Origin of the sequence: Collimonas silvisoli (assembly GCF_018305005.1) — a bacterium.
GTDB lineage: Bacteria > Pseudomonadota > Gammaproteobacteria > Burkholderiales > Burkholderiaceae_D > Collimonas > Collimonas silvisoli.
Map to the genome: position 1 here is coordinate 12,619 of NZ_JAGQEG010000042.1, position 23,282 is coordinate 35,900.

General features: G+C 60.5%; 21 protein-coding genes. All 21 read right to left on the bottom strand.

From position 1 onward, the window contains the following. Window positions 1-49: 49 nt before the first annotated feature. The 21 genes from KHU33_RS13065 to KHU33_RS13165 all read right to left on the bottom strand — a co-directional run bounded on the left by KHU33_RS13065 (window position 50) and on the right by KHU33_RS13165 (window position 23,242). Complete coding sequence (locus KHU33_RS13065) at window positions 50-715, bottom strand: energy transducer TonB (protein WP_211463528.1); 666 nt, start codon at window positions 713-715, stop codon at window positions 50-52. Between the two features lie 507 nt (window positions 716-1,222). Next, window positions 1,223-1,873 carry a DUF4272 domain-containing protein gene (locus tag KHU33_RS13070; protein WP_211463530.1) on the bottom strand — a complete coding sequence of 217 codons (651 nt, stop codon included), beginning with the start codon at window positions 1,871-1,873 and terminating at the stop codon, window positions 1,223-1,225. 13 nt (window positions 1,874-1,886) lie between these two features. After that, entirely contained in the window at window positions 1,887-3,113 is a 1,227-nt protein-coding gene (locus KHU33_RS13075; protein WP_211463532.1) for an eCIS core domain-containing protein, read from the bottom strand. Between the two features lie 131 nt (window positions 3,114-3,244). Beyond that, window positions 3,245-5,479, bottom strand: coding sequence for an ATP-binding protein (locus KHU33_RS13080; protein WP_211463534.1), 2,235 nt, complete (start codon window positions 5,477-5,479; stop codon window positions 3,245-3,247). Between the two features lie 12 nt (window positions 5,480-5,491). Then, complete coding sequence (locus KHU33_RS13085; RefSeq protein WP_211463536.1) at window positions 5,492-5,974, bottom strand: aspartyl/asparaginyl beta-hydroxylase domain-containing protein; 483 nt, start codon at window positions 5,972-5,974, stop codon at window positions 5,492-5,494. A gap of 19 nt (window positions 5,975-5,993) precedes the next feature. Further along, window positions 5,994-6,743: a hypothetical protein gene (locus KHU33_RS13090; protein ID WP_329956051.1), complete on the bottom strand. Its 750-nt coding sequence runs from the start codon at window positions 6,741-6,743 to the stop codon at window positions 5,994-5,996. An 11-nt stretch (window positions 6,744-6,754) separates the two neighbouring features. Then, complete coding sequence (locus KHU33_RS13095) at window positions 6,755-7,387, bottom strand: hypothetical protein (protein ID WP_211463588.1); 633 nt, start codon at window positions 7,385-7,387, stop codon at window positions 6,755-6,757. A gap of 11 nt (window positions 7,388-7,398) precedes the next feature. Beyond that, a complete protein-coding gene (locus KHU33_RS13100; RefSeq protein WP_211463540.1) occupies window positions 7,399-8,346 on the bottom strand; it encodes a hypothetical protein in 948 nt (315 codons plus the stop codon). Between the two features lie 75 nt (window positions 8,347-8,421). After that, window positions 8,422-12,111 (bottom strand): hypothetical protein, encoded by a 3,690-nt coding sequence (locus KHU33_RS26405; RefSeq protein ID WP_230414242.1) that lies wholly within the window; start codon window positions 12,109-12,111, stop codon window positions 8,422-8,424. Between the two features lie 12 nt (window positions 12,112-12,123). Then, the gene (locus tag KHU33_RS13110; protein ID WP_211463542.1) at window positions 12,124-12,906 is read right to left on the bottom strand and encodes a hypothetical protein; all 783 of its coding nucleotides are present in this window, start codon (window positions 12,904-12,906) and stop codon (window positions 12,124-12,126) included. Next, window positions 12,903-13,904 (bottom strand): phage tail protein, encoded by a 1,002-nt coding sequence (locus tag KHU33_RS13115; RefSeq protein WP_211463544.1) that lies wholly within the window; start codon window positions 13,902-13,904, stop codon window positions 12,903-12,905. Before KHU33_RS13115 ends, KHU33_RS13110 begins: the two co-directional genes overlap by 4 nt. Then, entirely contained in the window at window positions 13,901-15,022 is a 1,122-nt protein-coding gene (locus KHU33_RS13120; RefSeq protein ID WP_211463546.1) for a hypothetical protein, read from the bottom strand. The genes KHU33_RS13115 and KHU33_RS13120 overlap by 4 nt, the downstream gene beginning before the upstream one ends. Before the next feature lie 4 nt (window positions 15,023-15,026). After that, entirely contained in the window at window positions 15,027-18,104 is a 3,078-nt protein-coding gene (locus KHU33_RS13125) for a baseplate J/gp47 family protein (protein WP_211463548.1), read from the bottom strand. Window positions 18,105-18,113: 9 nt separating this feature from the next. Further along, entirely contained in the window at window positions 18,114-18,293 is a 180-nt protein-coding gene (locus tag KHU33_RS13130; RefSeq protein WP_211463550.1) for a hypothetical protein, read from the bottom strand. Window positions 18,294-18,315: 22 nt separating this feature from the next. Beyond that, window positions 18,316-18,705: a GPW/gp25 family protein gene (locus KHU33_RS13135; RefSeq protein WP_211463552.1), complete on the bottom strand. Its 390-nt coding sequence runs from the start codon at window positions 18,703-18,705 to the stop codon at window positions 18,316-18,318. A 2-nt stretch (window positions 18,706-18,707) separates the two neighbouring features. Continuing rightward, window positions 18,708-19,121, bottom strand: coding sequence for a PAAR domain-containing protein (locus KHU33_RS13140; RefSeq protein ID WP_211463554.1), 414 nt, complete (start codon window positions 19,119-19,121; stop codon window positions 18,708-18,710). Window positions 19,122-19,236: 115 nt separating this feature from the next. Continuing rightward, complete coding sequence (locus KHU33_RS13145) at window positions 19,237-19,833, bottom strand: phage baseplate assembly protein V (RefSeq protein WP_211463556.1); 597 nt, start codon at window positions 19,831-19,833, stop codon at window positions 19,237-19,239. Beyond that, window positions 19,830-20,876, bottom strand: a complete 1,047-nt coding sequence (locus KHU33_RS13150) for a phage late control D family protein (RefSeq protein WP_211463558.1) — start codon at window positions 20,874-20,876, stop codon at window positions 19,830-19,832. Before KHU33_RS13150 ends, KHU33_RS13145 begins: the two co-directional genes overlap by 4 nt. Next, the gene (locus KHU33_RS13155; protein WP_211463560.1) at window positions 20,869-21,513 is read right to left on the bottom strand and encodes a CIS tube protein; all 645 of its coding nucleotides are present in this window, start codon (window positions 21,511-21,513) and stop codon (window positions 20,869-20,871) included. Before KHU33_RS13155 ends, KHU33_RS13150 begins: the two co-directional genes overlap by 8 nt. Then, the gene (locus tag KHU33_RS13160; RefSeq protein ID WP_211463561.1) at window positions 21,513-22,730 is read right to left on the bottom strand and encodes a hypothetical protein; all 1,218 of its coding nucleotides are present in this window, start codon (window positions 22,728-22,730) and stop codon (window positions 21,513-21,515) included. The genes KHU33_RS13155 and KHU33_RS13160 overlap by 1 nt, the downstream gene beginning before the upstream one ends. Then, window positions 22,730-23,242: a phage tail protein gene (locus KHU33_RS13165; RefSeq protein ID WP_211463562.1), complete on the bottom strand. Its 513-nt coding sequence runs from the start codon at window positions 23,240-23,242 to the stop codon at window positions 22,730-22,732. The genes KHU33_RS13160 and KHU33_RS13165 overlap by 1 nt, the downstream gene beginning before the upstream one ends. Window positions 23,243-23,282 lie beyond the last annotated feature (40 nt).

Genomic DNA, 23,282 nt, shown 5'->3' on the forward strand with positions numbered 1-23,282 from the left:
GACTTGGAGTCGAACCAAGGACTAGCCGACTCACTCACTCCAGACTTATTCACTCCAATTTCCAGACATACTGCATTCGTGTCGCAGACTGCACCGGCTGACCATCTGCCATGGCGGGAGTAAAGTGGCAGAGACTCCAGGCTTTCAGCGTCGCTCTATCCAGGTCTTTGAAGCCGCTGCTCTTTTCAATCACGGCGTCCACCACGTTACCGTTGACGCCAATGATCAGCTTGACGTCCACCGTGCCCTGTTCCTCATTGCGTAAAGAGTTTCTCGGGTATTCCGGCTTTTCGCAATTCCCGCTTACCCTCGCACTGGTGTGCGCCGGCGGAGCAGCTGCTTGCGTTACGGCAGCAGGAGACGGTTGCGCTACGGAGGTAGGCAGATCATTGGTCGGTGGCTTGACATTGCTTACGGCGGCAATCGTGTTTTCCTGCGGCTGCGGCTGTACCTTGACCTCTGGCGGCGGTACGTAGGGCGGTGGCGGCGCGACTGTTTTCGGTGTTGGCGGCGCCGGTTTTTCTAGCGCTGGCGGCGGTGGCGGCGGCTTGATTTCGGTGATGATCTTGGCGATCACAGGTTCCTGGATGACATCGACGACTTTACGGGCCAAGCCGGTCACCAGTGCATACACGACCAGCATATGCAAAAAAATTACCGCGCCGACGCCAACCAGTTTCCTGGTAGGCCTGCCGCCATCCAGTGTGAAATCCATTTAAGGACTCCTGTCTGCCCGCCAATATAAAGTCCGACAAAATCCACGGCAATCCAACTTACCTATGGAACGCAAGGTAAATAAGGCACCGTATCTCCAACCGAGTCCAAAACAACCTGTCTAAAACCAAACAACAATGGCATACCAATAAACCCACATCAACAATAAAAATTATGGCAATTCTCACCGATCTCAAAGCACCCAGCATCAAGCCCGACTCAGGAATTCTACCCCACGGCGCAGTTATAGGCTTGGCGTTCCCTGTGTATTCGTAGACTTCCAGCTGGTTCGGCACGGCGCCGTGGTCTTCCAGCGTGTAGGTATTGGTGGCGTTATTGTGGCAGGGAGATTTGTAGTCGTAGGTCACGGTCGACAGCTGCCGGCTGAGCAGCTTGCGCTGGCCGCGCCAGCGGCGTCAACTGGCGCACCGAGTCCGTGATCACGAGCGTGTGAGCGCTGCCGTCTTCCTTCTGCTTCCACTTTTAGCTATCGCTTCGCCGCAATGGATCAAATATCCACAACGATATCTTCCCAGGGCTGGCGCGCCGGATCGAGCAGCCATTGAAACGCATATTGGCGCTGCGCCACGACCTGGCAAATCACGCCGCCCGGCGCGTTTTGGTACGACGGGACGGCTTGCCGACAGATGCCGAGAAATCGCCAGGTGAGATCGGCGGCATCGAGAATGTCGCCGTCGCTGCGGCATGTGCCGATCAGACGTTCGATTGACTTTGCTGTGGTAATGATTGCGGCGACCCGCTGCGGATCGCACATCGCCACCGGATCGTCGAGGCGCTCTATCCGTCCGAGTACCCATAGCAGCACCCAGCAAGCTTCATACCCCCATTGAAACAAACGTCCTTCGATGCCGGGATCGGCCTGCGCGTTGAGAAAATCCGACTCCCGCGGCCGCAAATGCTGGGCCACGCCCAGATCGTGAGTCAGGGAAACCGCAACCTGCTGTTCCAGACCTTCGGCCCGGGCGGCGCAAATGCACAGGCAAATCGCGCGTGCGGCAATTTCTTCGGGCGTGCGGGCCAATGCCGACAGCTCCGGCGACAAGGGCGGCAGGGTGGGATCGATGGGCAGCTTCGCGTGCGCCAGGTGTGCTTCCGATCGGGTTTTTCTTGCTGCTGCGGCTGCTTCGATGTTGTTCATGATGAATGTCTAGTTATTTGAAAGTACCCATCGCCGTGCTGCTGTAACTCGTCTGCGCATCTTCTATGATGTCCTGGATATCCGTGTCCATGGCGTTGTAATTGATATACCCGGTTCCTGGCTTCATCGCATGCAATTCTTTGTGGAGTGCCGACAAGGTTTCCTTGGCGCCGGTAGGCGGCGCCGCCGCGAACATCAGGTTTTCGTACGCAGTCTGCGCGCCTCCGAACTTCTTGCCCTTGTTAACCATGTGCTCCTTGTTGACCTTGAAGGTCGGCACTTTTTTGGTTTTCGCTGCCAGGGACGGGAAATCGACGGCGATTTCGTGCAGCAGTCCCTCCATCTTATCCTTGAATTTGCCGCCGACCGAGGTGTAATTGGTCTTGTTCGAACTGGCGTTAAGGCAGCGCCGCCATGCTTCTTCAAGCACGGGGTTGACCTTGAAGTTCAGTTCTGCGACTTGCTCATAGAAATCCTCGATCTCGGCTTTGACCGTCGGCGTCATGCCGTGCGCCTGAAGCTGGAGATTAATCGCGTTGACCTTGCTTATCCAGCTATCCGGGTCGAGCAGATTTCCTTCCTGCGCTTCGATAAGCGCGTCGAGCGCATCGCTGAAGATCTTTTCATTGTTGCCGGCCTTATCCGCCTTAATGTCTTTGCTGCCGATCATGACTCGTTGCACGACAGGCTGCATCTGCACGGCGGTCCGGTCGCGATAGCCGATGACGTCGGCCGCAGCCGGCGCCAGTTGCGCCGCCTTGCCTCCCATGACGTCGGCTTCTCGCTCCAGGCCGCGGTCATCGTTGATCGCCACCCCCTGCGCCGCCAGCGTCGGCTGCACCCTGCCCTGCCGTTGCTGCACCACGTGCCAGGCCTCGTGCGGCAGATGCCGTTCCTGCCCCGGCGCGAGATGGATATCGGCGCCCTGCGCATACGCCAGCGCCTGCAAACGGGCGGGCTCGGCAGAGTTGTAGTGGACCTTGACCTGATCCATCGACAGCCCGGAAAGACCTTCGATCCCGGCTTTCAGGCCATCCGGCAGACCAGTTCTGTTGTTGCCGTCCGCCGCCGATCGCTGGATTGGACTCGCCAGCGGGCTAGGTGCATAACGATAAGCCGCCATCGCGGTGACATGGTGGCCGCTGCGCTGCTGCACGACCTCCGGCGCGCCGCCCGCGCTGGCGGCATGGTCTGTCAGGTGGCAGCTTCGCGGGTTGGGGAGCGGCGGTTCAGTGGCCATTTGCAGATCCGTATTGTCATAACGTCCTGAAAAACACGCGATATATAATTTCCCATGGGAAATTATATGACTTTTTTCCCGCTTGCAACAAACCCAGTATTGCCGCCTTGATCCCTAAGTCCGCCAAGCTGTTATTCATCATCATCCCAGCGAAAATCCCCCGCGCTAAACACCTTGCCCAGCTTGTTGTATTCGCGCTCGGTCGCTTTCAGTACGTGGCGCTGCGCCACCGCCTGCTGTTCCGCCGCCGCCAGGAACGCGGCGCCGACGGCAATGTTGTTGATGCTGCCGCCGCTGAGCGCCGCGCTCTTTGCCAGTAGCGCAAAATCGACGTCGTCGGCCAGCGGCGTCGCCGCCGGGAACGCATTGCGCCAAAGCTGCAGGCGCTGCTCGCCGCCCGGAAACGGGTATTCGATCATGAACTTGAAGCGGCGCGTGAACGCCTTGTCCATGTTGGCCAACAGATTGGTCGAGAGAATGACGATGCCGGGATAGGTTTCGATCCGCTGTAACAGGTAGCCGGTTTGCAGGTTGGCGTAGCGGTCGTGCGCGTCCTTGGTTTCGGTGCGCTTGGAGAACAGGCTTTCGGCTTCGTCGAAAAACAGCACGATGTTCATCGCTTCGGCCTGGTCGAATAGCTGCGCCAGATGCTTCTCGGTTTCGCCGATGTATTTGCTGACGATATTGGCCAGATCGATCTTGTACAGGCCGAGATTGAGTTCATTGGCGATGATCGACGCCGCCATGGTCTTGCCGGTGCCGGACGGTCCGTAGAACAGGATGCACAGGTTTTTGCTGTTCTGGTTTTTTGTGTCGAAACCCCAGTTCTCGATCACCTGATGCCGTTGCTGGGCGTATTGCAACACCTCCTGCAGCCATTGCCGCGTCTCGTCGGGCAGCACGATATCGGAAAACCGATGCGGAGTTTTGACTTCCCGCGCGACCATCATCTGCTCCCGGTTGCTCTGCTCGCGGCAGGCGTCGAACAGCAACGCGTCGGCGCTCGCCTGGTCCGGATTGAGGATTTTCCGACCGGCGGCATCCTTGATCGCCATCACGATCTGTTCTTCGGTAAACAGGTAGTTGTTGACCAGCTTGTCCAGCATCGCCGCCGTCAGGACGATGCCGCAGGCGGCGCCGTGACGTTGCCAGATCCGCATCCGCAACCGGCTGTCGGGCACGCTAATTTTGATCAGGACCGACGCCACGTCGTGTCGGGTGTAGCGGTACGCCAGATCGGACAGGCGCCGCGCCGGGCCGTTCAGTACCGCCAGGTAGCGCTGGCTTTCGAGCAGGGTATGGAACACATCTTCCAGCAGATCGTCGGCGGCGTCCTGCGCGCCGAGCCACTGGCAATGCAGTAGCACGCATACCCGGTTGCACAACAAGGCGTCGCGGCACAGCAGGCGCAGACGCAGCAGCAGGGTCGCGCGATTTTTATGGCTGGAAAGATAGGCTTGCCAGATTTCCCTGCCGTCCAGCGCCACGCAGCGCATCTGCATTTGCTCGAACGCGGCGGCGCACAGGCTGCGTTCCAGCGCCAGGTCCGGACCCTGCAATTGCAATACATAGCCCGACGCCTTGGCGCCGGCGTTGCCGCTTTCCAGGCCGCATTGGTCGATGAAGCGCGACAACTGCTGCAGAACCTGTTCGTCCACCAGATGATCGGCCATGGCCAGCGTGCTGTCGACCGGCTCCAGCGGCTGCGCCAGACGCAATTGCGGCGCCGCTTTTGCCAGCAGATAGACGGCAATCGCCGGGCTTAACTGAATCGAGCCTTCCAGCCCTGCAAGCCGGGTGTTCGGCGCCAGCTCGATCAACTCCCAGTAACGCAGGGTGGCGTCGGCCATCAGGCATTGCTGCAGCGTCAAGCGGGCGGCGACCGAGCCGCCCAGAGCCGCCGCCAGACCGCTCAGGTCGACCCAGTTTCCCTGCGGATCGGAGGCCCCGGCGGCTGCCCCGCCGAGGGCGCGCAGGATGGCGCCGTAACGCGGTTCGATTTCAGCCAGCAAGCCGAACAACATGCACGCCTGGTCTTGCCGGCTTAATTTGAATAGCGCCGCCAGATGGATCCACGGAATAAAAACCTGCGCCTCCACGGTGGCGGCGATGCGCGTCTGCATTGCCTGCCACTGGACCTCCTGGGCCGCGTCCAGTTGGGCGATTTGCTGCTGAAGTTGCGACGGCGACGGCTGGCTGCCGCTGGCTTGCCGGTACAGGCTATCGAGCTTGTCGTCGCCATCGGCGGCGGAATCGGCGCCCGGCTGGCGCGCCAGCAGTGCGCGTTCGATCATGCTTTCGCCGAGCGCACGCAGGTCCTGCAAGAAGGCAGAATTGTCGGAATAGGCGGCGTTAGGACTGTCCATGGCTGAAAATCCTTATGGTTTCGCAAAATCGACCAGTAGCACCAGACGATCCGCATGCCCCCGGTTCCACGCCTCATGTTCGACCGTATCGTCGAAAATCAGGCATTCCCCCGGTATCCAGTGCCGCACTTCGGCGCCCACCCTGATGCCGCATTGCGCCGAGCTGCGCAAGGCCAGATGCAGGCGCAGGACCTGATCGGTGTAGCCGACATGCGGCGTAATCTCGGTGCCCGGCGCCAGCCGCGAAAAACCGGCGGTCACCAGCCCGGGAACGGCTTGCAGCAGCGCCACCGTCCGCGGACAGAAGATGCAGTTCTCCATGATCCGCTGCCGCATCAATACTAGTCCGTAGACATCCCAGCCGCGGTTATAAATACTTTTTTCCGGCCATGCATCGAACTCCGCTCCCGGCAGGGAAAGACATTCGTCCAGAACGACTTGCCAGTGCCGCTCAAGGTCTTGGGTAAAACTGAAGTTGGCGCGGGGGAAAAACATCGCGGTGTCTCCTATGCATTCACCAGAATAATTGCCATTGCCCATCCAGCCAAGCGCCATGGCCTTGCAGGGTGATGCGGTACTGCTGCTCATGAAAAGGCAGGCCGCGCGCCTGATGGAAGAAATCCCCTGAATGGACGAATAGTCCGCCAGTCCGATAAGCGACGCACCGGCTGGCCGTGCGCCGCAGCAACTGCAGTTTCCCGCCTTCGTCGATCCGCTGCATGTGCTCAGCCGTCAGCGGCCATATTTTCATGCCGGCTCCGCCTTGCGGCATCGCTATCGCCAGCGTGAAGGAGATCGTCGGCGCGGCCGGCAAGCCGATCGCCAGATGCGCCGTATCGACATGAATCGGATTGCCGGGAAAGCCGTCGGCGTCCCGGCGCCGAAACCATTCTTCATGCGTGAGGTCATGCCGGTCCGACGCCTCGAAAGCTGGATGCGCTGCAAAGATATGAAAGCCGGGCAGCGCCGCGCCCGGATAAAATCCGACCGTTTGCCGCAGATGTCCGCGCAGTGCGGTCAGCAGCGCGTCATACACTTCGGCAAAATTCTCCAGCAAAAACGGATTGTATTGGCGCGCCAGCCGCCGGTACGGTCGCGCCGGGTTGGCGACGATGTCGTAATAGTTGGTCGCCCCCAGCGTATAAAACGGAAAATCCCGATGGCGCGGCAGCCAGAACGCCTCGACATCGAGCAGGCGCTGCACGATGTCGTCGCACTGCGCCGGCGACAAGACCGGATCGTGAAATTCCTGTACGCGAGACACATTCATTTCCGCTACCAATACAGAAGTAGTTCGCCGTCCAGCCGGACAGCGTGACCTTGCAAGGTAATACGCTCCAGATCGCCGTTGCAGCGCAATACCGCCTGATGCGTCGTCAGGCCGCTATGCAAGACCAGCCGGCCGCTGCGATAAGGGATGAACTCCGGCGGGTCCCGCTCCTGGCGCCAGAGATTGAGGCCGCTGCCGGGCGGCGTGCTCAATGGCAGGGTAAACGTAAAGACATCTTCGGCCGCGATCTCGCGCTTTGGGAAAACATCCCGGTATTGCAGATCCCGATGCACGCTGGCGACCGGATCGGCGAAGGCCGGATGCGGCAGGTGGATATGAAAACCGGGAAAAGCCGCCTCGCGCGCCAGCCGTGCGGGCAACTGGAAATGCGTCTGCAGCAACGCCGTCACCTGCTGCAACAAGGGGCCGAAATGCGTCTCCAGCAGCTGGTTGCTTTGCTGCCGTTGCGGCGCGTCCCGGTAGGCGGCGCCGGCCCGCCCCGCCACGCAATCGAGGTAAGCCGCCATGCCGAGGGAAAAGAAGGGCACTTCGGCATGACGCTGCCGCCAGTGCCGCTTCAGCAGCAGCACCCGCAGTACCCAATCTTCGCAATCGGCTTCGTCCAGCAAGGAGAACATCTTCACCGGCGTCAGCCCTGCGTCCCGTCTCCCACCAGGCGCACCACGGCACGCGTCAGCAGCCGACGCTCATTGGCGCCGAACTCGACGTTCAACGCCTGCTGCACATTGTCGAGAAACAGGCCGATATTGTTATTGATTATGACCAGATTGTTCCGATTGGCGTCGTTGTCGTTGATTTGCACCAGCGCCCGGACACCGGCTTCCAACATTCCTTTTTGGGCGTCGCTAAAGGAGCGGCCGGTCACTTGCCCCATCGTCGCAATCAAACCCGCGATATCGCTGTCGTCGACCCGGTTATCGGGCGTTTTACCGGCGGGCGTCGCCGAACAGACGATCTTTTGCAGAGCCGCGACAAAGCGTTGGCGATCCTGCTCGCTTTGGCTCATTTTGGTGGCGTCGCCGAAAATCTGCGAAAAATCGTTGACCCGCTCGTCGATCGCCTGCTGGGCCGAGGCCAGCAGGCCGCTTTGCAGGCGTCCCGACTGGATATCCTCGCGCAGCGTCTGCATCGCGGCGCGCATGCCGCCGGCCTTGGGATAGACCGCAGGGCGAATCTCGGTCCGGCCGTCGTCGGGCAGCCAAAAAAACGCAACCTCGGGCGCCGGCGCCACGGCGGTATCGGTGGTCAGTTGCAGTTTCCAGGTTTCGCCGGCGCGCACCGGCATGGTAAATGTGCCGGGAAGCGGAATGTAATAGGTCTGCGTACCCTTCTTCCCGCTCGACGTGGTGCATTGCTGCGTGGAGCCGGTCGTATAAATATAGCTGGTGACGTTGCCGCCGCCGTCAACGGTGCTGCCCTCAAGAATGCCGAGATAGGCCGAAGCGACGGTCGCCTGGCCCACATTGACCATCACAAAACCGTCGCTCTGCGCAACCTGCGCAAACGCGCCGTCGCTCATGTCTGCTTGGGTATAGGCCGTGCGCGGACCGAAATCGTTGGAAATGGTGTTCGTCATGTCTACTCCTTGGTGAGTTGCATCATCGAAAAATACGTCATCGCTATCACGCCTGGCCGCTGTTGTGGCCAGGTCCTACATAACATCGTTCGCCGCATCAACCGCGCCGGCGTTCTGCCTGCCGTCGCCGACCAGACGCACCAGCGCCCGCGTCAGCAAGCGCTGATCGCCGCTGCTGAACTGCTTGCCCAGGACCTGCTGCACGTTATCGATGAACAGGCCGATGTTTTTCTTGATCAGATTCAGATCGTTGCGGCTGGCTGCGCTGTCGTTGATCTGCATCAGCGCCTGTACCCCGGCAGTCAGCAGGGCGCGCTGCTCCTGCGTAAAGTCGTGGCCGCTGACCTTGCCGAAGGTGGCGATCAGGTCCTGGACATCTTGTTCGCTGACTTGCTTGTCTGCCGGTTGTCCGGGAGCGGCAGGCGAACAGACGATTTTTTGCAGATCCCGGATAAATTGCGCGCGGTCGTTCTCGTCCGCGCTCATATCGGTGGCGTTGCCGAAAATCTGCGCCAGGTCGCTGACCCGCTCATTAATCGTTTGTTGCGTAACCTGCGCAGAACGGTAACTCATGCCGCCGGCGCGAATCTGCTCCTGGACTCTCGCGAGCGCGTCCATCATGACGCTGGCCGGATTGGCGGGCAAAGAAGCGGCGTCTGCCGGTTCCATGCCTTCCCCGACGCGCTCGTCCGACGCGACCGGTATCGCGGCGTCTGTTGCCATGGCTTGCGGAGGCGGTGGAGAAGGCGACGAGAAAAGGGTTGACGACTGCGTCGATGCGCCAAGCGGCACCCACCAGAACGAGACCGGCGCCGCAGGCAGGAAATCGGTTGCAGTTGTCAGGCTCAGCGTCCAGGTTTCTCCATTGCGCACCGGCATCGTGAACGATCCGGGAATAGGAATATCAGTGCTGCCCGAGCTTTTCCCGCTTCCGGTTACGAACGATGCGATAGTTGCAATGGCGAACATTGAACTGGTCGGTACACCGGAAGCGTTTTCGGTCAAGCCGCTCAGCACACCGAAACACTTAGCGCCCGGTTGCCCGACGATCGCCATGACCAGACCGTCTGACGCCGCCACTACGCTGATGGGTAAATTGCTTTGCGTATAGACGGTGCGCGCGCCCAGCAGATCGCCCACCAGGTTTGTCCCCTGCACATTGCCCGCAGCCGTGATATTGGCGCTGGCCTGGATATTGCCCGCCACCGCCAGCATCGCATCGGCCGTGCTGCTGGCCTGGCCGAGCAGGACATTGGTCGGCGTCACCACCAGCAGGGGATTGGCGCTGGCCGGCGGCGCTACCGTCATTACCGCGCCGCCGGCCGCCAGCGCGGTGCCGCCGACCGTGAGGGACCGTTGCGCCCACACCGTATCGGCGGTCACATCCTCGAAGTCCACGCCGCCGTCGCTGACCTTGAGGTCGCCCACGACCTGCAAGGCGCAGTCGTGATCCACATCGGCCCGATCGACGTTGATCGCCACCGTGTTCGGGTTGGCGATACCGCTATTAGTCACAATCAGCATCGCCGGCGCCTGGGCGGCCTCGACGTCCGGTGCCACGATGGCGTTGTTGTCGTTGGCCTTGAACTGCCCCAGGAGCCCGGTGGTCACCATGTAGACGGAAGTCGCCGCCGCAAAATCGAGCGTTTTACCGTTTCCAGGCGGCTGCAGGGTCAACTGTGTCTGGCTCTCGATCGACTTGACCGTCCATTTTTGCGGCAGACCGGAATTGGCGTTGACCGGATTGGTAAACAGGATATCGCCCGCTTTCACCGTACTCAGAAACGCGGTTCCGCTACCGGTTACCGCCGTTCCATCGCTGGTGAGCGTCCCGGCGCCGGCAGTCTTGGTCCCGCCAGGCGCCTGGACGCTATACGACAGAGCGGCCACGGTGCCGGCATAGGCGCTGGCCAGGGTCAGGGCGGTGTCGCTGGCGACTGCGGTGACGGTCCGGCCCTGCTCCGCATTGACGGTCGGGATAAAGCGCGGAATACACAAGATGTCGCCTGCGTTAAGATCGGTGAACGTGGTGCCGACGCCGGTGATCGCGGTGCCGTTGCTGGTGACAGTCCCGCCTCCGGTGGTCTCGCTGCCGCCCTGCGGCACATAGCTATACGGCGATTGAATCACCGGCACTTCGAACTGGGTTTGCAACGTCAGTTCGGTATTGCTGGTCGGCTTGACGGCCACGGTGGCGCGCTGCTCGATCAAGGTGCCGATCGCAATCCGATCGCCCGCCATGATCTGATCCTGGAACGTGGTCTGGTTGCCGACAACGATATTGTTGCTCACCGACGAAATCACACCGTGGCCAATGAATGCGTGCCCGCCGCCGACGCTCAGCGATGCGATCGGATTGGTATCGAGGATGCCGACGTTGCCGCTGTTGTAGTACAGCTTGCTGGCCGCTGCACCGGGCGTTTCCTTGGTCCAGTAGCTTAACATCGCCATGCCTTCCAGCTTGGAGCCGTTGCCCTCGAAACTCTGGGCCTTGATCGCCCCGCTCGAGATCAGGCTGGTGGCAAGAATCTGGCCGTTGACGTCCAGCGCCGCCTGCGGCGTGCCGGAGGTCAACCCGATTCCGACCCTACGGTCGGCGGTGATCGTCAATGCATTCGGCCCGGCGCTGCCGGTGCCGCCGCTGACCGACGCCTGCTTCCCCAATCCGATCGAACCGTCGACGTTGACCTGCAACAAACTGGTATCGCTGGTCACCGAAAACCGCGCCAGCGTCGAACGGATATACGTATAGCCGGAGCCGGAGGTGCTGACCACCGGCGAAAACGCCGCATCCACCATGACCTGCGTGCCGAGCTGCACGATCGAGGTGACGATGCGCCGCTGCGCCGCCCCCTGGCCGACCGATGGATCGGAAATCAGAATGTCGCCGACTTGCAGGAACGGCGACGGTCCATCCGTAAACGTCACCAACTGGTTCTTCCACGAAATCGTGCCCTTGCCTTTGAACGTCACCGCATCGATCTGCAAGTTGGCGATCGGATGATCGGTGCCGACGCCGAAGTTGCTGCGCGTCGTCAGCAATCCCATGAACTGCCCGCGCGGCGCGTCGAATTCCAGATAGTAGTCGGCGCTGTTGTTGCCATTGCTGCCCGTCATGCCTTCCCGTTTGGCGCTGATGCTGGCGTAATCGGTAAACAGTTTCGCGCCGCGAAAGTCGGGCGGCGAAGCCGGCAGGTTCGGATTGACGCCCGAGCCTTCGGTGACAAAATTGACCGACCCCACGCTGGAGCCGACATAACGTCGCTCATTGCGCCCCGATTTGTAGGTCAGGCTGTTGACGCCGCCCTGCGTCGTCAACGAAATCACCGCCAGCACGATATACAGACCGGGCTGGTCGAGATTGCGCAGCGCCTTGATTTCCGGTTGCTGCACGATGCGCTTGTAACCGGCGGTGCCGGTGACATCGCTATAGTCGGCAAAGACCTCGTGGTAATTGATGGTGACGAAATAGGTGGCGCCCGGATCCAGGTCCTTGAGCGGGACGACCGCCGGTTGCAGCAAAATGATTTGCCGGCCCAGCGCATCGATCGCCATGCCGCGCGCCACTTCCAGTTGCGTCGCCGCGCCGCCGTCGGAAGCGGTCGGCATCGACACTTCCAGCCCCTGCGCAATGCCATAGATGTATAAGCCGGTATTGTTGGCCGCCAGCATATCCATTTGATATTGCTGCTCGCAACGGAAATCGTCGGTCAGCAGCGCTTCACCGGTGAAATAATTCGGACGTTCGACTTTTAAATTACGCATATTTTTTTGAAATCAATTTTCGATGGCGATCCAGGACAGATCGACGGTTGATGCTTTCGGCGCGGCGGTTTGCACCGACGTCAGCGTGATGACGCATTGCGCCAGCTCCGCAGCGACTGCCGTGGCATAGGGTGTGCCGCCGGTGACAGACACCATGACCGTCGGCGTCTTGCTGAAAGCAGCCTCTTTCGACGCCAGGTAACTCACCGTCACGGAAACGCTTGCCCCCGCCGTTTGCAAGTTGGCGGTCGAGACCGACACGCTGCCCTGCAAGGCGTGCATTTTCTGCAACCCCGTATCGGTCGGGGGCAGCACCGCGGGCAGGCGGCTGGTAACGGGAACCCGGCTATCGGTCACCTTCTGGATGACGTTATTGGCATCGAGCGTCACCGTTGCCAGGACGACGCCGTTGTCCGGCACGCTGGCTGCGGCTGCGACCTGCGCCGCGGCATTCACTACCGGCGTGGTGGCTTTGCTGGTGTCGGGATAGAACGCGTACACCAGGAAGGGATTGGTTGGCGCAGCAGGAACCGTCACCGGATTGCCGCTGCCGCCGGGCAAGATCAGGAAATTGCCGGCTGCGTCGAACGCCACCCCTTGGCTGACCGACAGCGCATTGTCCTGCTGCGTCACGAGCATGCCGTTGAGGACTCCCGGGGTGAATAAATACTGATTTTGCAGCCAGAACCAGTTACTGAAATAGTTCTGTTCCAGCGTCATATAGTCCGACGTCAGAAACATGCCGGTCTGATAGTTCAGATGTTGCGCGACATCGGATGAAATTTCATTGCTCATTGCGTTGTTTCCTGTTCGCCAAGTAAGGTATTAACGCCCAGCGCAGTCGCATGGGCCGGGTCCTGCAATTGCATGCTGGGTACGATCGCGATGACGAACCTGCTGGCGGCCGGCTTGATGCCGGATAGCAGTTGCGTCAACTGAAGATATAGGGCCTGGATCTCCTGCACGTTGTCGGCCGTCAGGATGAATGTCGGATCCTTGGCGTTCGGCAGGACCATTTGCACATCGAACAGCCAGGGCAGATAGCCGGCAACCACCGGCGCGCCCGGCCGGTACCGGTCCGGCAAAATGAAGGCGGTGGCGACCGTGTCGCTGAGGATGATCCCGGGAACGACCGGATTGGCGAGCGTGACGGCAAGCGTGCCTTGGGCCGGCTGCGGATCGCCGTTGTCGTCGTATTTCACGCCGTTGATCGTCAACGGCAGGTCCAGCAGCAAATCGACCAGAAATTTCAAGCCCTGCACCGTGCCGCGCATCCGGTACAGCGCCATGATCTCGGCCATCACGGTGCGCTTCTTGTCAATGCTCCAGGCGTTGTCGACCACCAGGCCGACCCATCCGCCGAGCCAGATCAGGAAATCGTTGAGCCAGGCTTCGATCGGACCCAGCGGGTCGGTACGGGTCACCGCCTGCGCGGCGGAACCGGAGACCGAAGCGGTCACGTACGCGGCCAGCGGATCGCCCTGGTCGGGCACGCCGATATAGGTGTCGAGGTCGGTCAGGATGGCCGTTTCCTGGTCCTTCTTCGCGCCGGAAATCGGCGGAATGAACCCGGTGTCGTTGGGCGGAAATAAAAAGCTCAGGCGCGGATAGAACAAATTGCCGATGACTTCGGCGGCCAGCAACTCCTGGATGCCCTTGCGCCCATCCAATTCCTGGTCTTTGATGCCGGTCAGGATTTTCTGGAAAATTTTCAGGTATTGCGCGAGAAACCCTGGATCTTGCGTGCTATAGACCGCCGGCAGATAGCGCAGGTAGCTGGTCGATTCGCTCATGCCTGACTACTCCTTGCGATGACGTCGAGGCAGCGCAGACGCGGCAGCCCGCGATAGAACATGGCCGGCTCGCCCGGCGGCAGATCGGCCAACTGGGCGTTGACGTCGAGCGTTGCCATCGTATCCAGTTCCATGGTCGGAATGAAATTGAAGTCGAAGCTGTCGATCGCGTCGATGCCCGGCACGCTGAAGACCAGATGGCGGATCTCGTCGGCGACCGGCGCCTCCCCGTAAGCCCAGCCTTGGCCGTCGGTTCCTCCTTCGCACGGCAGAAAATAGCGAAACAGTGTGGCGAACAGCAAGGTCAGCGTGACATCAACGCGGGTATTGGCGGCACAGCGAACCGTGAGCGCCAGATTGATGTCGGTCAGTTGCGCCGCACGCACCCACACCTGATTGCCGGCGATGACCCTCGGCTTGAGGTAGGTCGTCACCTGATCGAGCAGGGTCTTTTCCGCCTTTGCATCGTCTTGCGGCTGAATCATCAACAGCTTGCGCAAGGTGGTGCTCGAGCCCTTGTATTGTTGCTGGTTCGGATAATACGGGTATTGGTAGCGCCATTTGGCATCGCTCAGGACGTAGGCGATGCAGCCCTCTCCGGCACTTTGCGCATAGGCCTGCCGCACCAGCGGCGACGGCGGATCGGCCGGCTTTTTTTTCTGCTGCTGGGCGATCACCAGATTGGTCTGCATCGCCAGCGTATCGACATTCGATAAGGTCAGCGCCATATAGGGCTGCTGGACATAGGCCAACACATCCTGTTGCAAAGTCTCCCGGCTCAGCGCCGCGCCCTGCTCCATCTGCGTCAGCACTTGCTGCAGGGCGAGGAAATCGAAATCGTTATCGGTGACGGCGACCTTGCTGTACGACGTCTCGTTGCTGCTGAAAGCCAGTCCCAGCACCCAGCGCAGATAGTTTTGATCGTTCTGAATCGGAATCGCATTGGCCTGATACAGCAGCGAGTCGTCCAGCCAGGCCAGCAGCTGCAATAAGGTGATGCCGGGGTCGGAATCGTTGTAATCGGTCCATTGCGTGGTGTATTGCGGGATGCGGCGGATCAGCTCGGCGACCAGTTGCGGGTAGCTTTTTCTGTCGAGGTTGGGTATGTCAAATGACATCTGGCTAACTCAGCGAAAGATAAACCAGCATGTCGCCGGCCACCGGCAACTGGGTCGGCAACAGCACGATATTGCCGTTTTGGCGGCCGTTCAGACTCAGGCCGAGCACCGCTTTCACCTCCGGCATCTGGCGCAGGAAGACGCTGACGGTCGACGCCTGCACGGTCTGGCCGAAGATCCAGCCCCGGTGATCGAGGCCACCGAACACGGGCTGGAAAAACGCCTGGAGCCGGTCGGCGATGGCTTGCTGCAGCGCGTTGATCTGATCGGGCGCAACGTCCACCATCAATTGCGCCGTCACCGCAACCGGAACGAAGTCCGGCGGCTCGGTGCCGATGCGATCGGCCAGCGCCGCCAGGCAATATTGCTTGACGTAGTCGGCCACCTGGTTCAATACCGCCGGACTGGTATAGGGCACCGGATCGGCGCTCAACGCCAGTAAGGCGATGCGTATCTTGTGGCCGGCGCTGTCATCGGCGGCCTCGACCGCCCGCGCCTGCGCCACTTGCTGGCTTGCGGCGGCGGCCAGCGCGGAAATGTCCTGCATCTGCACCGCCCAGCCGCCGGCGCGGATCAGGGCCGGACTGGTGGCGCCGACCTCGACCACGGTATCGCCGCCGACGCCGCCGGCGGCCGGGGCGGGATTGCCGACGCCGGTGATGTTGGCAATCCCCGGTCGCAGCAAGTTGATCGCCCCGGCATCGACATTGCCCTTCAGCCCTTGCGTGTATTCGTAGTAGGCGGCAATGATGTTGTTGTGGCCGGCCGGCGGGATCATGCCGTTGTAGCCGTCGCCGAAGGTGATGAGGCCGTTCTGGTAATCCAGCGTGTAGACGCGGTCGGTCGGGCCGCAAAAGGCGAAGGTATCCACCATTTGCCATTGCCGCGCCACCTCGTCCGCGGCCACGCTGATCTGGCTCAGATCGACGCTGGCGCCAGCGTCGGCGCCGGACGCCGCTTCCAGCCCGAGCGACTCGATCACAACCAGCGCCAGGTTGGCCAGCACCGGCTTGTAATTCAGGACGAAGGTCTGGAATTGCTGCTCGTTGCTCGTCCCCAGCACCTCGTCGGACACGCTGGTGATATTGCTGGCCATCACCGTGTTCGGGTAAATCCCATAGACCCGGATGGTGCGGCCGACGTGCGGATTGATGACGCGAAACCAATACGCCGTTTGCGAAAACAGATACGCCTCCCGCATCGCGGCCGGGATCGTGAAGCCGACCACACCGGACCGGGACAGGCCGTAGGTCGCATCGTCCACCGCCAGCGCCTGCCACTGCTGGCCATCGTTGTATTCCCAGCGCAATTTGCTGCCCGGCGCGGCCTGCTCCTGTTGCAGGTAAAAGTACAGCGCGAGCTTGTTGCCGACGCTCATGCCGCCGAACTCCTCCGGCGCAAACGCGAAATAGAAACCGGTCAGCTTTTCATCCACCGGCTTGAACGGGCTGAACAGGAAGCGGCTCAGATAAAACGCGTTATAGCTCCAGAAACTGGCCGGCTTGGCCGAATAGGTATAGGTAATCTGTAGCGATTGAATATAAGGCGGGTAATAATCGGTATGCGTGAACGTGTAGGAAAAATTAACGCCGGCCACATTGTTGAGGTAGTTGCTGACGTTCTGCTTTTGCTCTGTATTCAGAATGCTGTCTGGAACGGCGTCGATGGTGGCGTTGACGCTGGTGGTGGCAAATCCGCCCTCCTGCCCGTAACCGCCCTCGGCGATCACCGACCGTATCCACAGCCCTTCGCTGCCTGCCACCGTATTCTTACCCATGGCCGGACATTGAAACTGGATGTAGGTAGCGCCGTCCGGATTGTCGTACTGCAGGTTGCTGGTGGTATCGACGAACTGGTAGGTGCTGACATCGGTCGAGGTTTGATTGAAGGATTGCCACTGCTTGCCGTCCCAGAATTGCCAGTTCAGTTTGGCCGGGAAAGTGCGCTTGACCGCGGTGAGCGCAAAGAACAGCGTAACAATGGCCCCGGTTTTAGCAAACACGCTGTCCGAGCGCAGGTAAAAGGCGTCGTTCTTTTGCGGCGTCTCGCTAAACGGATAGGCGCTGTTGGTAATGTCGAGCAACACGACGTTATAGGCTGCCTGCTGCGGCTGGATTTTATGGCCCTTGAAGCTGCAGGACAGACCGGTAATCACCGGCAATTGCTGCGCCAGCGAGGCCAGCACCTTGACTTGGGGCCCCGGCTTGACCAGCAACCAGTATTCCGGCGTCTGGTCCTGCCGGGCATCGGGCGCGGCATCGAAACCGGCGTCGGGATCGTCCTGATCGTAGAGTTCCTGCTGCACTTGCGAAATGGTCAGCGCCTGCGCCGTCGGCGTCCTGGTCAGCACGATATCGAGCGCCCGGTTATCGGACGATTCGATCAACTGCGCCGTCAGCGGCGTCAGCGCGCCGTCGAACCATTGGTCGAAATATTCCGGATACAACTGCTTGCCGGTCAATGTGACGGTGATGCTTTGCAGCGCATCGTCGGGCTTGAATAGCTCGGGGTCGCCCATCATGAACCAGTGGGGAAGCGCTTGCTCGGCCGGGTCGATGGCCTGGTCGGCAACGAAAATCGGCGTCCCGCTCTGGCTCGCCTGATCGCCCAGCAGGACCGGCATCGCATCGATGAACTGATCCTGCGCCGGAATGATAGTCATGGCCGCGCTCATCACGGCCGGCAGCACCAACAAGTCCTGGTTGGTCTGAAAGCGGATTTGCTGCTGCGCCGCATCCAGCACCGGCGTCTGCGCCGGCAGCAGTTGCGGCGGCTGGCCGGATTTCAGCGAAAAATGCAGCGGAGCCTGCGCCGGCAGCGGCGGGCGCAGTTGCATGTTCATGAATTTGAAAAAACCCAACCGGCGCTGTTCCGGCATCTGGTTTTCTATTTTCGCCGTGTAGTCGGCCAGTTGCGCAAACAGATTGAGCAGCACCAGGCCCGGGTCCTGATCGACATCTTGCGCACCGGGGACGGCGGTCGGCCAATAGTCCGCCCATTCCGGCGCGTAAACGTTGGCCAGCGCCAGCGCCTGCAAATAAAATTGCTCGGCGCTGCGGAAATCAAGTGTCGGATTGGTCATCGGTCGCGGCTACGAAGCGTTTTCCTGTTCGGCCTGCAGCTCTTCCAGAACCTGGATCGCGCCGCTGATGCGCATCAGAGTGGCCTGCAAATCCCGCTTCTTTTCTTCCAGCACGCGTAATTGTTCCTGTCCGGCGCTGAGATTGTTTTTCAATTCCTGAATGCGATTGGCGATCACTTGCATGTCCATGCTGCGTAAGTCCTATAAGAAGTCATTTAAGAAAAAACGGGTAAACCAGATTGGCCGGCTGATTGCGGGCGCGGATCACGTATTCAAGCGAGATCTGCAAATAATTCGGCTCCTGCGGCGTCACGATCGCCGTCACCGACGTCACCTGTATGCGCGGCTCCCAGCGGTCGAGCGCCTGCTTGACATAGAGCTGCGCCAGGCTGGTGGCGGTCGCATTGCCTTCGGCAAACACCAGTTCGTTGATGCGGCAGCCGAAGCCCGGCAGCATCACGCGCTCGCCGGGCGCGGTTTGCAGGATGATCAGGATCGCCTGCGCAATATCCTCCGCATCGGCGGCAAACACCACCCGTCCGCCGCTGGTATGCACCGGGAACGCCCAGCCCTGACCGAGAAAGTCGGGATTGTTGACCATGGCTAGCCGATCCTCACGGTGGGCATGCCCAGTACCTGCACCGTCGGCGGCGGCCCCTGCGGTCCGGCGGGCGGGATATCGTGGCAGGTTTCGCAGATATCGCCGGCGCGCGCCGCGCCCTTGCCGTTGATCCGCACCGTCGGACTGCCTAACATCACGCGCCCCAGATTGGTCGGCGGTATCTGAAACGTGCCGGTGGTCGGAATGTGCGGCGGGATATTGTTCGCCATCGAGCCGACGGTCGCGGCCGGTCTGGCGTTGATGCGCACGTTGAGGCTGGTGTTCATGCTGATCTTGCCGTTGAACGGGAACGGTTGCGGGGTCGGCACCGGGCCGCCCGGACTCGGCACCAGCACGATATGGATATCGGCGGCGTTGACAATGCTGTCGCCCGTTTTTGCTGCGGCCATTCCCATGTTTCTTCCTTCGATCGCGTTTCGTTGTGGTTCAAACGTTATTTCCGATCAGTTGAGGACCGAGTAACGCGCCACGCTACGGTGGTTCTTAAACTCTGTCCCGCAATCAGTTCAATCAGTTGATATCAATCATCGCCGCCTGCAATTTCATGCTCCGCGCCCCGCTCAACTGCATCCCGTCGGCGGATAGTTCCGCCTTGACGCTGCCGGTGGTGTTCTGCACCACAACCTGCGCGCCGCTGATGGTCAGCTTGCCCTTGGCGCTGATGTTGAGGTCGCCCTGGCTGCTGATGCTGATTTTGTTATTGGCGGTGTCGATTTCGATCTGGTTGTTCTTGTTGTCGACGATGGTGATCTTTCCCTGGCTGGAGTCGTCCAGCATGATGGTCTTGCCGAGCTTGGTCTTGATGATCCGCACGTCCTGCTGCCTGGCGCTCTCGACCGGCGGCTTTTGCACGCCGTTCCACAAGAAACCCAGCACGTAGGGCTTGCTGGGGTCGCCGTCGGCAAACGCCAGCAGCGCCGAATCGCCGACCTGGGGCAGGAAAAATGCGCCGTAGTTCTGGCCGGCAAAAAAACTCACGATCTGCACCCAATCCGAGTCGATTTTCTGCCCGCTCAAAGAAAATGTGACGCGGATGCGCCCCAGTCCTTTCTCGTCCTTGGTATCGCTGACCGTGCCAATCGTCACGCCGTGGGAGAGTTCGCTCATATGCCCGTCCTTCTTATCTTGATATCGGTTTTATAGCCGCTGCTGTCGTCATAGCTGTGGGTGCTGGAGGTCACGTAATACGTCCCGTCGAATCGCTGGCTCAAGCCGGTGAGCCTGACGTTGACGCCGGCCACCAGTTGGCTGTCGCCGACCAGGCTGGCGCCGCCTTCGATAAAGTCCTTCAGATTGCTCTGGAACTGGGCGTCCGCCACGGCTTGCAACGCGCTCGGATCACTGATGTTGGGACACTCCAGCGTAATGCCGGAACTGGGAAAATCGTCCGCCGCCTGATAGCCGGTTTCAGTTCCCCCCATCTTGTCCTGCGGCGTGCCGGAAGAAGCCACGGCCTTGATGATCTGATTGGTTTCGACGTCGTAACCGACCGCCGTCACCGTCTCGCCCATGGTCGGCAATTTCAAGTTCAGGTTCACGTCGTTCACATCGCGCGGAAATTGCAGGGTCTTGACCGGGCTGTTGCCCTCGGCCGAGGGGCGGAACACCAGCGTCGTGTCGGCCATCAGCAGTTCGTAATCGAGTTGCTTGCAACGGCCCATCAGGAATTTGTAATTGGACGTATTGTTTTGCAGCACGTATTTATTGATCGTGCTCGGACTGCCGGCCAGCTTGACCGACAGGCCGGACGCTTTCGCAACGTCGGTGACGATTTCATTATCGTTGAGCATTTCATAGGTCTTGATGCGGGTGCCGAACTTGAGCCGGTACATGCGGTCGAAACCGCGGATCGTGGCCGACGATGAAGTGGTGCTGAAGTTCGGTTCGATCGCCGTGATATCGCCGCTGATCAATTGCTCCAGGCTGTCCAGCCCGAGAAAAATGGTGATCTCGTCGCCCGGTTTGAACACATCCAGATCGACGTCCTGCCAGCCGCCGCTGGACGACATCATATTCAGGCTGAAGCTGAACATGGCCGGGACGTTGATCTCATCCTGAACCCGCACGTTATGGATCGCCGCCACCACCGAGATCGGCAGCGCCGACCTGTTTTTCAGTATCCTGAAGGCGCCGGTCTGGACGTTAAGCATTGACCAATCCTTTCGCGCCGTCGGCGTGCACATCGGGAATCACCAGCGTGCGGCCGATGTCTTTGCGCTGCGGAAAATTGAGCGGGTCGTAGATGTCGTTGTATTCGGCGATCAGACGCCATTGATTGGGATCGCCCAGCGCATCCTGCGCAATCAGGTACAAGCGGTCGCTTTGCTTTACCTGCCACAACTGGCGGCAGTTGAAATAGCCGCGCGATTGCAGATCCTCTTCCTCGGTCAACACCGATTTGAACGTCACCGACAGCTCGGCCCGCACCGGAATGCCGGAGCTGAGAAACATCGTGAACTTCTGGTCGAGCTTGACGATGATGCCGGTATACAGCGGCCCGGCCCAGGTGAAGACCACTACCGGCGGTTCCTTGCGCACATTGGTGCCGACGCTAGGCACGGTCAGCGCGGCGATCTTGTTGGTCTTGCTGCGCACGTCAATCTGGCTTTCGTAGGTGTCAAAGAAAAGCGATACCGTCAGATCGTCGTTATTGACCCGCTGAAACTGGATGTTGGAACCCTCTCCCTGCACCATGACGGTTTTGTTCAGCGACAGTTCGATCGGGTTGTACATCACGGGAATTTCTTCGCGCGTTTGCTGCACAACGATTTTTGCCATCTCCAGCATCAGTCTGCTCCTCGTCGATAACGTTCAGTGGCGCTGTGCCGCTCTACCGCGACATAAATGCGATCGGCCAGCGCATGCAGCATTTGCGGCGACAACAGCGAGTCCGTCATCACGCGGCGCAACTGCTCCTGGGTGTGGCTGCTATGCACGATCTCGTGCAGCACCCTGGTTTGCACTTTCCGTTCCAGGCTTTGCACCTGCGTCTGAATCCGGGTGTCAATCCGATTTTGAAGATCGGTCCCGGCCGCGCGTCCGGCTTCGCGCAGGATGCGCGTGGCCGGATGCGGTGCGTGATAGTGCGCCAACACCGTCGGCGCAACTGCGGGCGACGCTGCGGCATGGCCGGCCGCGGCGGCAGCGATCTCCTCCAGCCGCGCAGCGATCCGCTGCAAGCCTGGCGAGCCGGCTGCCCGCGGCGCGGTGATTCCGGCATCTGCATCCCGCCGCGCAATCGTCGCAGCGGTGACTCGGAAAGCCCGCTCGCCTGCCAGGGATTGCCGCCGGACCGGAAACTGCCGGGATTGAAGCACTGACATTCTCGTTAGAAATGCCATGTTTTTTCCTATGACGGACCGTGACTTCACATTCTGAAATGCCGGTAACTGCGGCTGTAGCTGCACCGCATGAATAAATCGCTGCGCATGCCGCGGCCGCATCGAACCGTTTTGTCGCGCACCGGTTCCCGCATTCGGCCACCCTGGACCTGGCGTTTCGCCGTCCGATTTAACCTGGATGCATGCCGCTGCCGACCTGCTCCGCCGCCAAAACGTCTGCGCACTGCGTGCATGCACACGCGACAGATCCCGCTTGCCTGCCAGAATCTGCAACATGCGTTCGATGCGCTCCTGCACGCCCGGCGACGGCTGCCGCCCAGCCTGCACGATCCGATGCAAAAGCCGGACCTGCTGCGGGGTAACCTGTAACGACAGACGCAGCAGCATCGGGCTGCGGGCCATGGCGGACGACGATTCCTGCAGCTTGCGGCCGCGATCGCGCGCCATCGCGCGCATCCACTGTTGCAACAGATGCACACGCTGGATGTAATAGGAAATGCGGGTAGTCGGCGGCGCCTTGGCGCGCATCAGAAACGCAAGATGAGCGCCGGCCCCGGACATGCCGGACTGCAAAGCGGGTGCGCCGCGCCCGGCGTGAAAGCGCTGCGCGCCGCTTGCGCAAAGCAACTGCATGGCCTTGCCGCTGACTGGCGCCATCGCCATTACAGCAATCCCTTGGCGACGGAATAGGCGGCGCTGCCGAGGCTCTTTTTGATGCCTTCATGAGCCAGCGTAAAACTCTGGCTGGCGACCAGATTCTGGCTCGCGTCCAGGCTCGGCCCTTGCCACTGCACCGGCCACGCATTATAGAAATCCCACCAGACGCTGGGAATGCCCTGATCGTCCAGAATGAAAATCGAACCGTTCTTACGCTTGATCGCGCCCGAAAGCGTCGATTGATACCAGAGCCACATTGGATCGAGGAAGGTGATCCCGGCCTTTAACACCAGGTCGCTGTAGGTGATTTGTCCCGGCAATTTGTACTCGGTGTCATTGACGCCGCCCTGGCGCACGGTTTTTACCTCGGTTTTGGATTCCAGTCCATCCACCGACATAAAGCCGCCGACCAGGATGCCTTCCACTTCCACAAAAAAATTGTAGGACTTGAACGGATCGATGCGCAGTCCCAGTTGGCGCTGGGCAAAGCCGACTCCTGCATTGACGCCTATTACCATTGTATCCTCCTATGCCGCCATTCCGATCTGCCTGGGACGG

Excerpts from the sequence above, each read along its gene's own strand:
- KHU33_RS13065 (WP_211463528.1), bottom strand. The coding sequence starts at position 715 with ATGGATTTCACACTGGATGGCGGCAGGCCTACCAGGAAACTGGTTGGC.
- KHU33_RS13070 (WP_211463530.1), bottom strand. The coding sequence starts at position 1,873 with ATGAACAACATCGAAGCAGCCGCAGCAGCAAGAAAAACCCGATCGGAA.
- KHU33_RS13075 (WP_211463532.1), bottom strand. The coding sequence starts at position 3,113 with ATGGCCACTGAACCGCCGCTCCCCAACCCGCGAAGCTGCCACCTGACA.
- KHU33_RS13080 (WP_211463534.1), bottom strand. The coding sequence starts at position 5,479 with ATGGACAGTCCTAACGCCGCCTATTCCGACAATTCTGCCTTCTTGCAG.
- KHU33_RS13085 (WP_211463536.1), bottom strand. The coding sequence starts at position 5,974 with ATGTTTTTCCCCCGCGCCAACTTCAGTTTTACCCAAGACCTTGAGCGG.
- KHU33_RS13095 (WP_211463588.1), bottom strand. The coding sequence starts at position 7,387 with ATGTTCTCCTTGCTGGACGAAGCCGATTGCGAAGATTGGGTACTGCGG.
- KHU33_RS13100 (WP_211463540.1), bottom strand. The coding sequence starts at position 8,346 with ATGACGAACACCATTTCCAACGATTTCGGTCCGCGCACGGCCTATACC.
- KHU33_RS26405 (WP_230414242.1), bottom strand. The coding sequence starts at position 12,111 with ATGCGTAATTTAAAAGTCGAACGTCCGAATTATTTCACCGGTGAAGCG.
- KHU33_RS13110 (WP_211463542.1), bottom strand. The coding sequence starts at position 12,906 with ATGAGCAATGAAATTTCATCCGATGTCGCGCAACATCTGAACTATCAG.
- KHU33_RS13115 (WP_211463544.1), bottom strand. The coding sequence starts at position 13,904 with ATGAGCGAATCGACCAGCTACCTGCGCTATCTGCCGGCGGTCTATAGC.
- KHU33_RS13120 (WP_211463546.1), bottom strand. The coding sequence starts at position 15,022 with ATGTCATTTGACATACCCAACCTCGACAGAAAAAGCTACCCGCAACTG.
- KHU33_RS13125 (WP_211463548.1), bottom strand. The coding sequence starts at position 18,104 with ATGACCAATCCGACACTTGATTTCCGCAGCGCCGAGCAATTTTATTTG.
- KHU33_RS13130 (WP_211463550.1), bottom strand. The coding sequence starts at position 18,293 with ATGGACATGCAAGTGATCGCCAATCGCATTCAGGAATTGAAAAACAAT.
- KHU33_RS13135 (WP_211463552.1), bottom strand. The coding sequence starts at position 18,705 with ATGGTCAACAATCCCGACTTTCTCGGTCAGGGCTGGGCGTTCCCGGTG.
- KHU33_RS13140 (WP_211463554.1), bottom strand. The coding sequence starts at position 19,121 with ATGGGAATGGCCGCAGCAAAAACGGGCGACAGCATTGTCAACGCCGCC.
- KHU33_RS13145 (WP_211463556.1), bottom strand. The coding sequence starts at position 19,833 with ATGAGCGAACTCTCCCACGGCGTGACGATTGGCACGGTCAGCGATACC.
- KHU33_RS13150 (WP_211463558.1), bottom strand. The coding sequence starts at position 20,876 with ATGCTTAACGTCCAGACCGGCGCCTTCAGGATACTGAAAAACAGGTCG.
- KHU33_RS13155 (WP_211463560.1), bottom strand. The coding sequence starts at position 21,513 with ATGCTGGAGATGGCAAAAATCGTTGTGCAGCAAACGCGCGAAGAAATT.
- KHU33_RS13160 (WP_211463561.1), bottom strand. The coding sequence starts at position 22,730 with ATGGCGATGGCGCCAGTCAGCGGCAAGGCCATGCAGTTGCTTTGCGCA.
- KHU33_RS13165 (WP_211463562.1), bottom strand. The coding sequence starts at position 23,242 with ATGGTAATAGGCGTCAATGCAGGAGTCGGCTTTGCCCAGCGCCAACTG.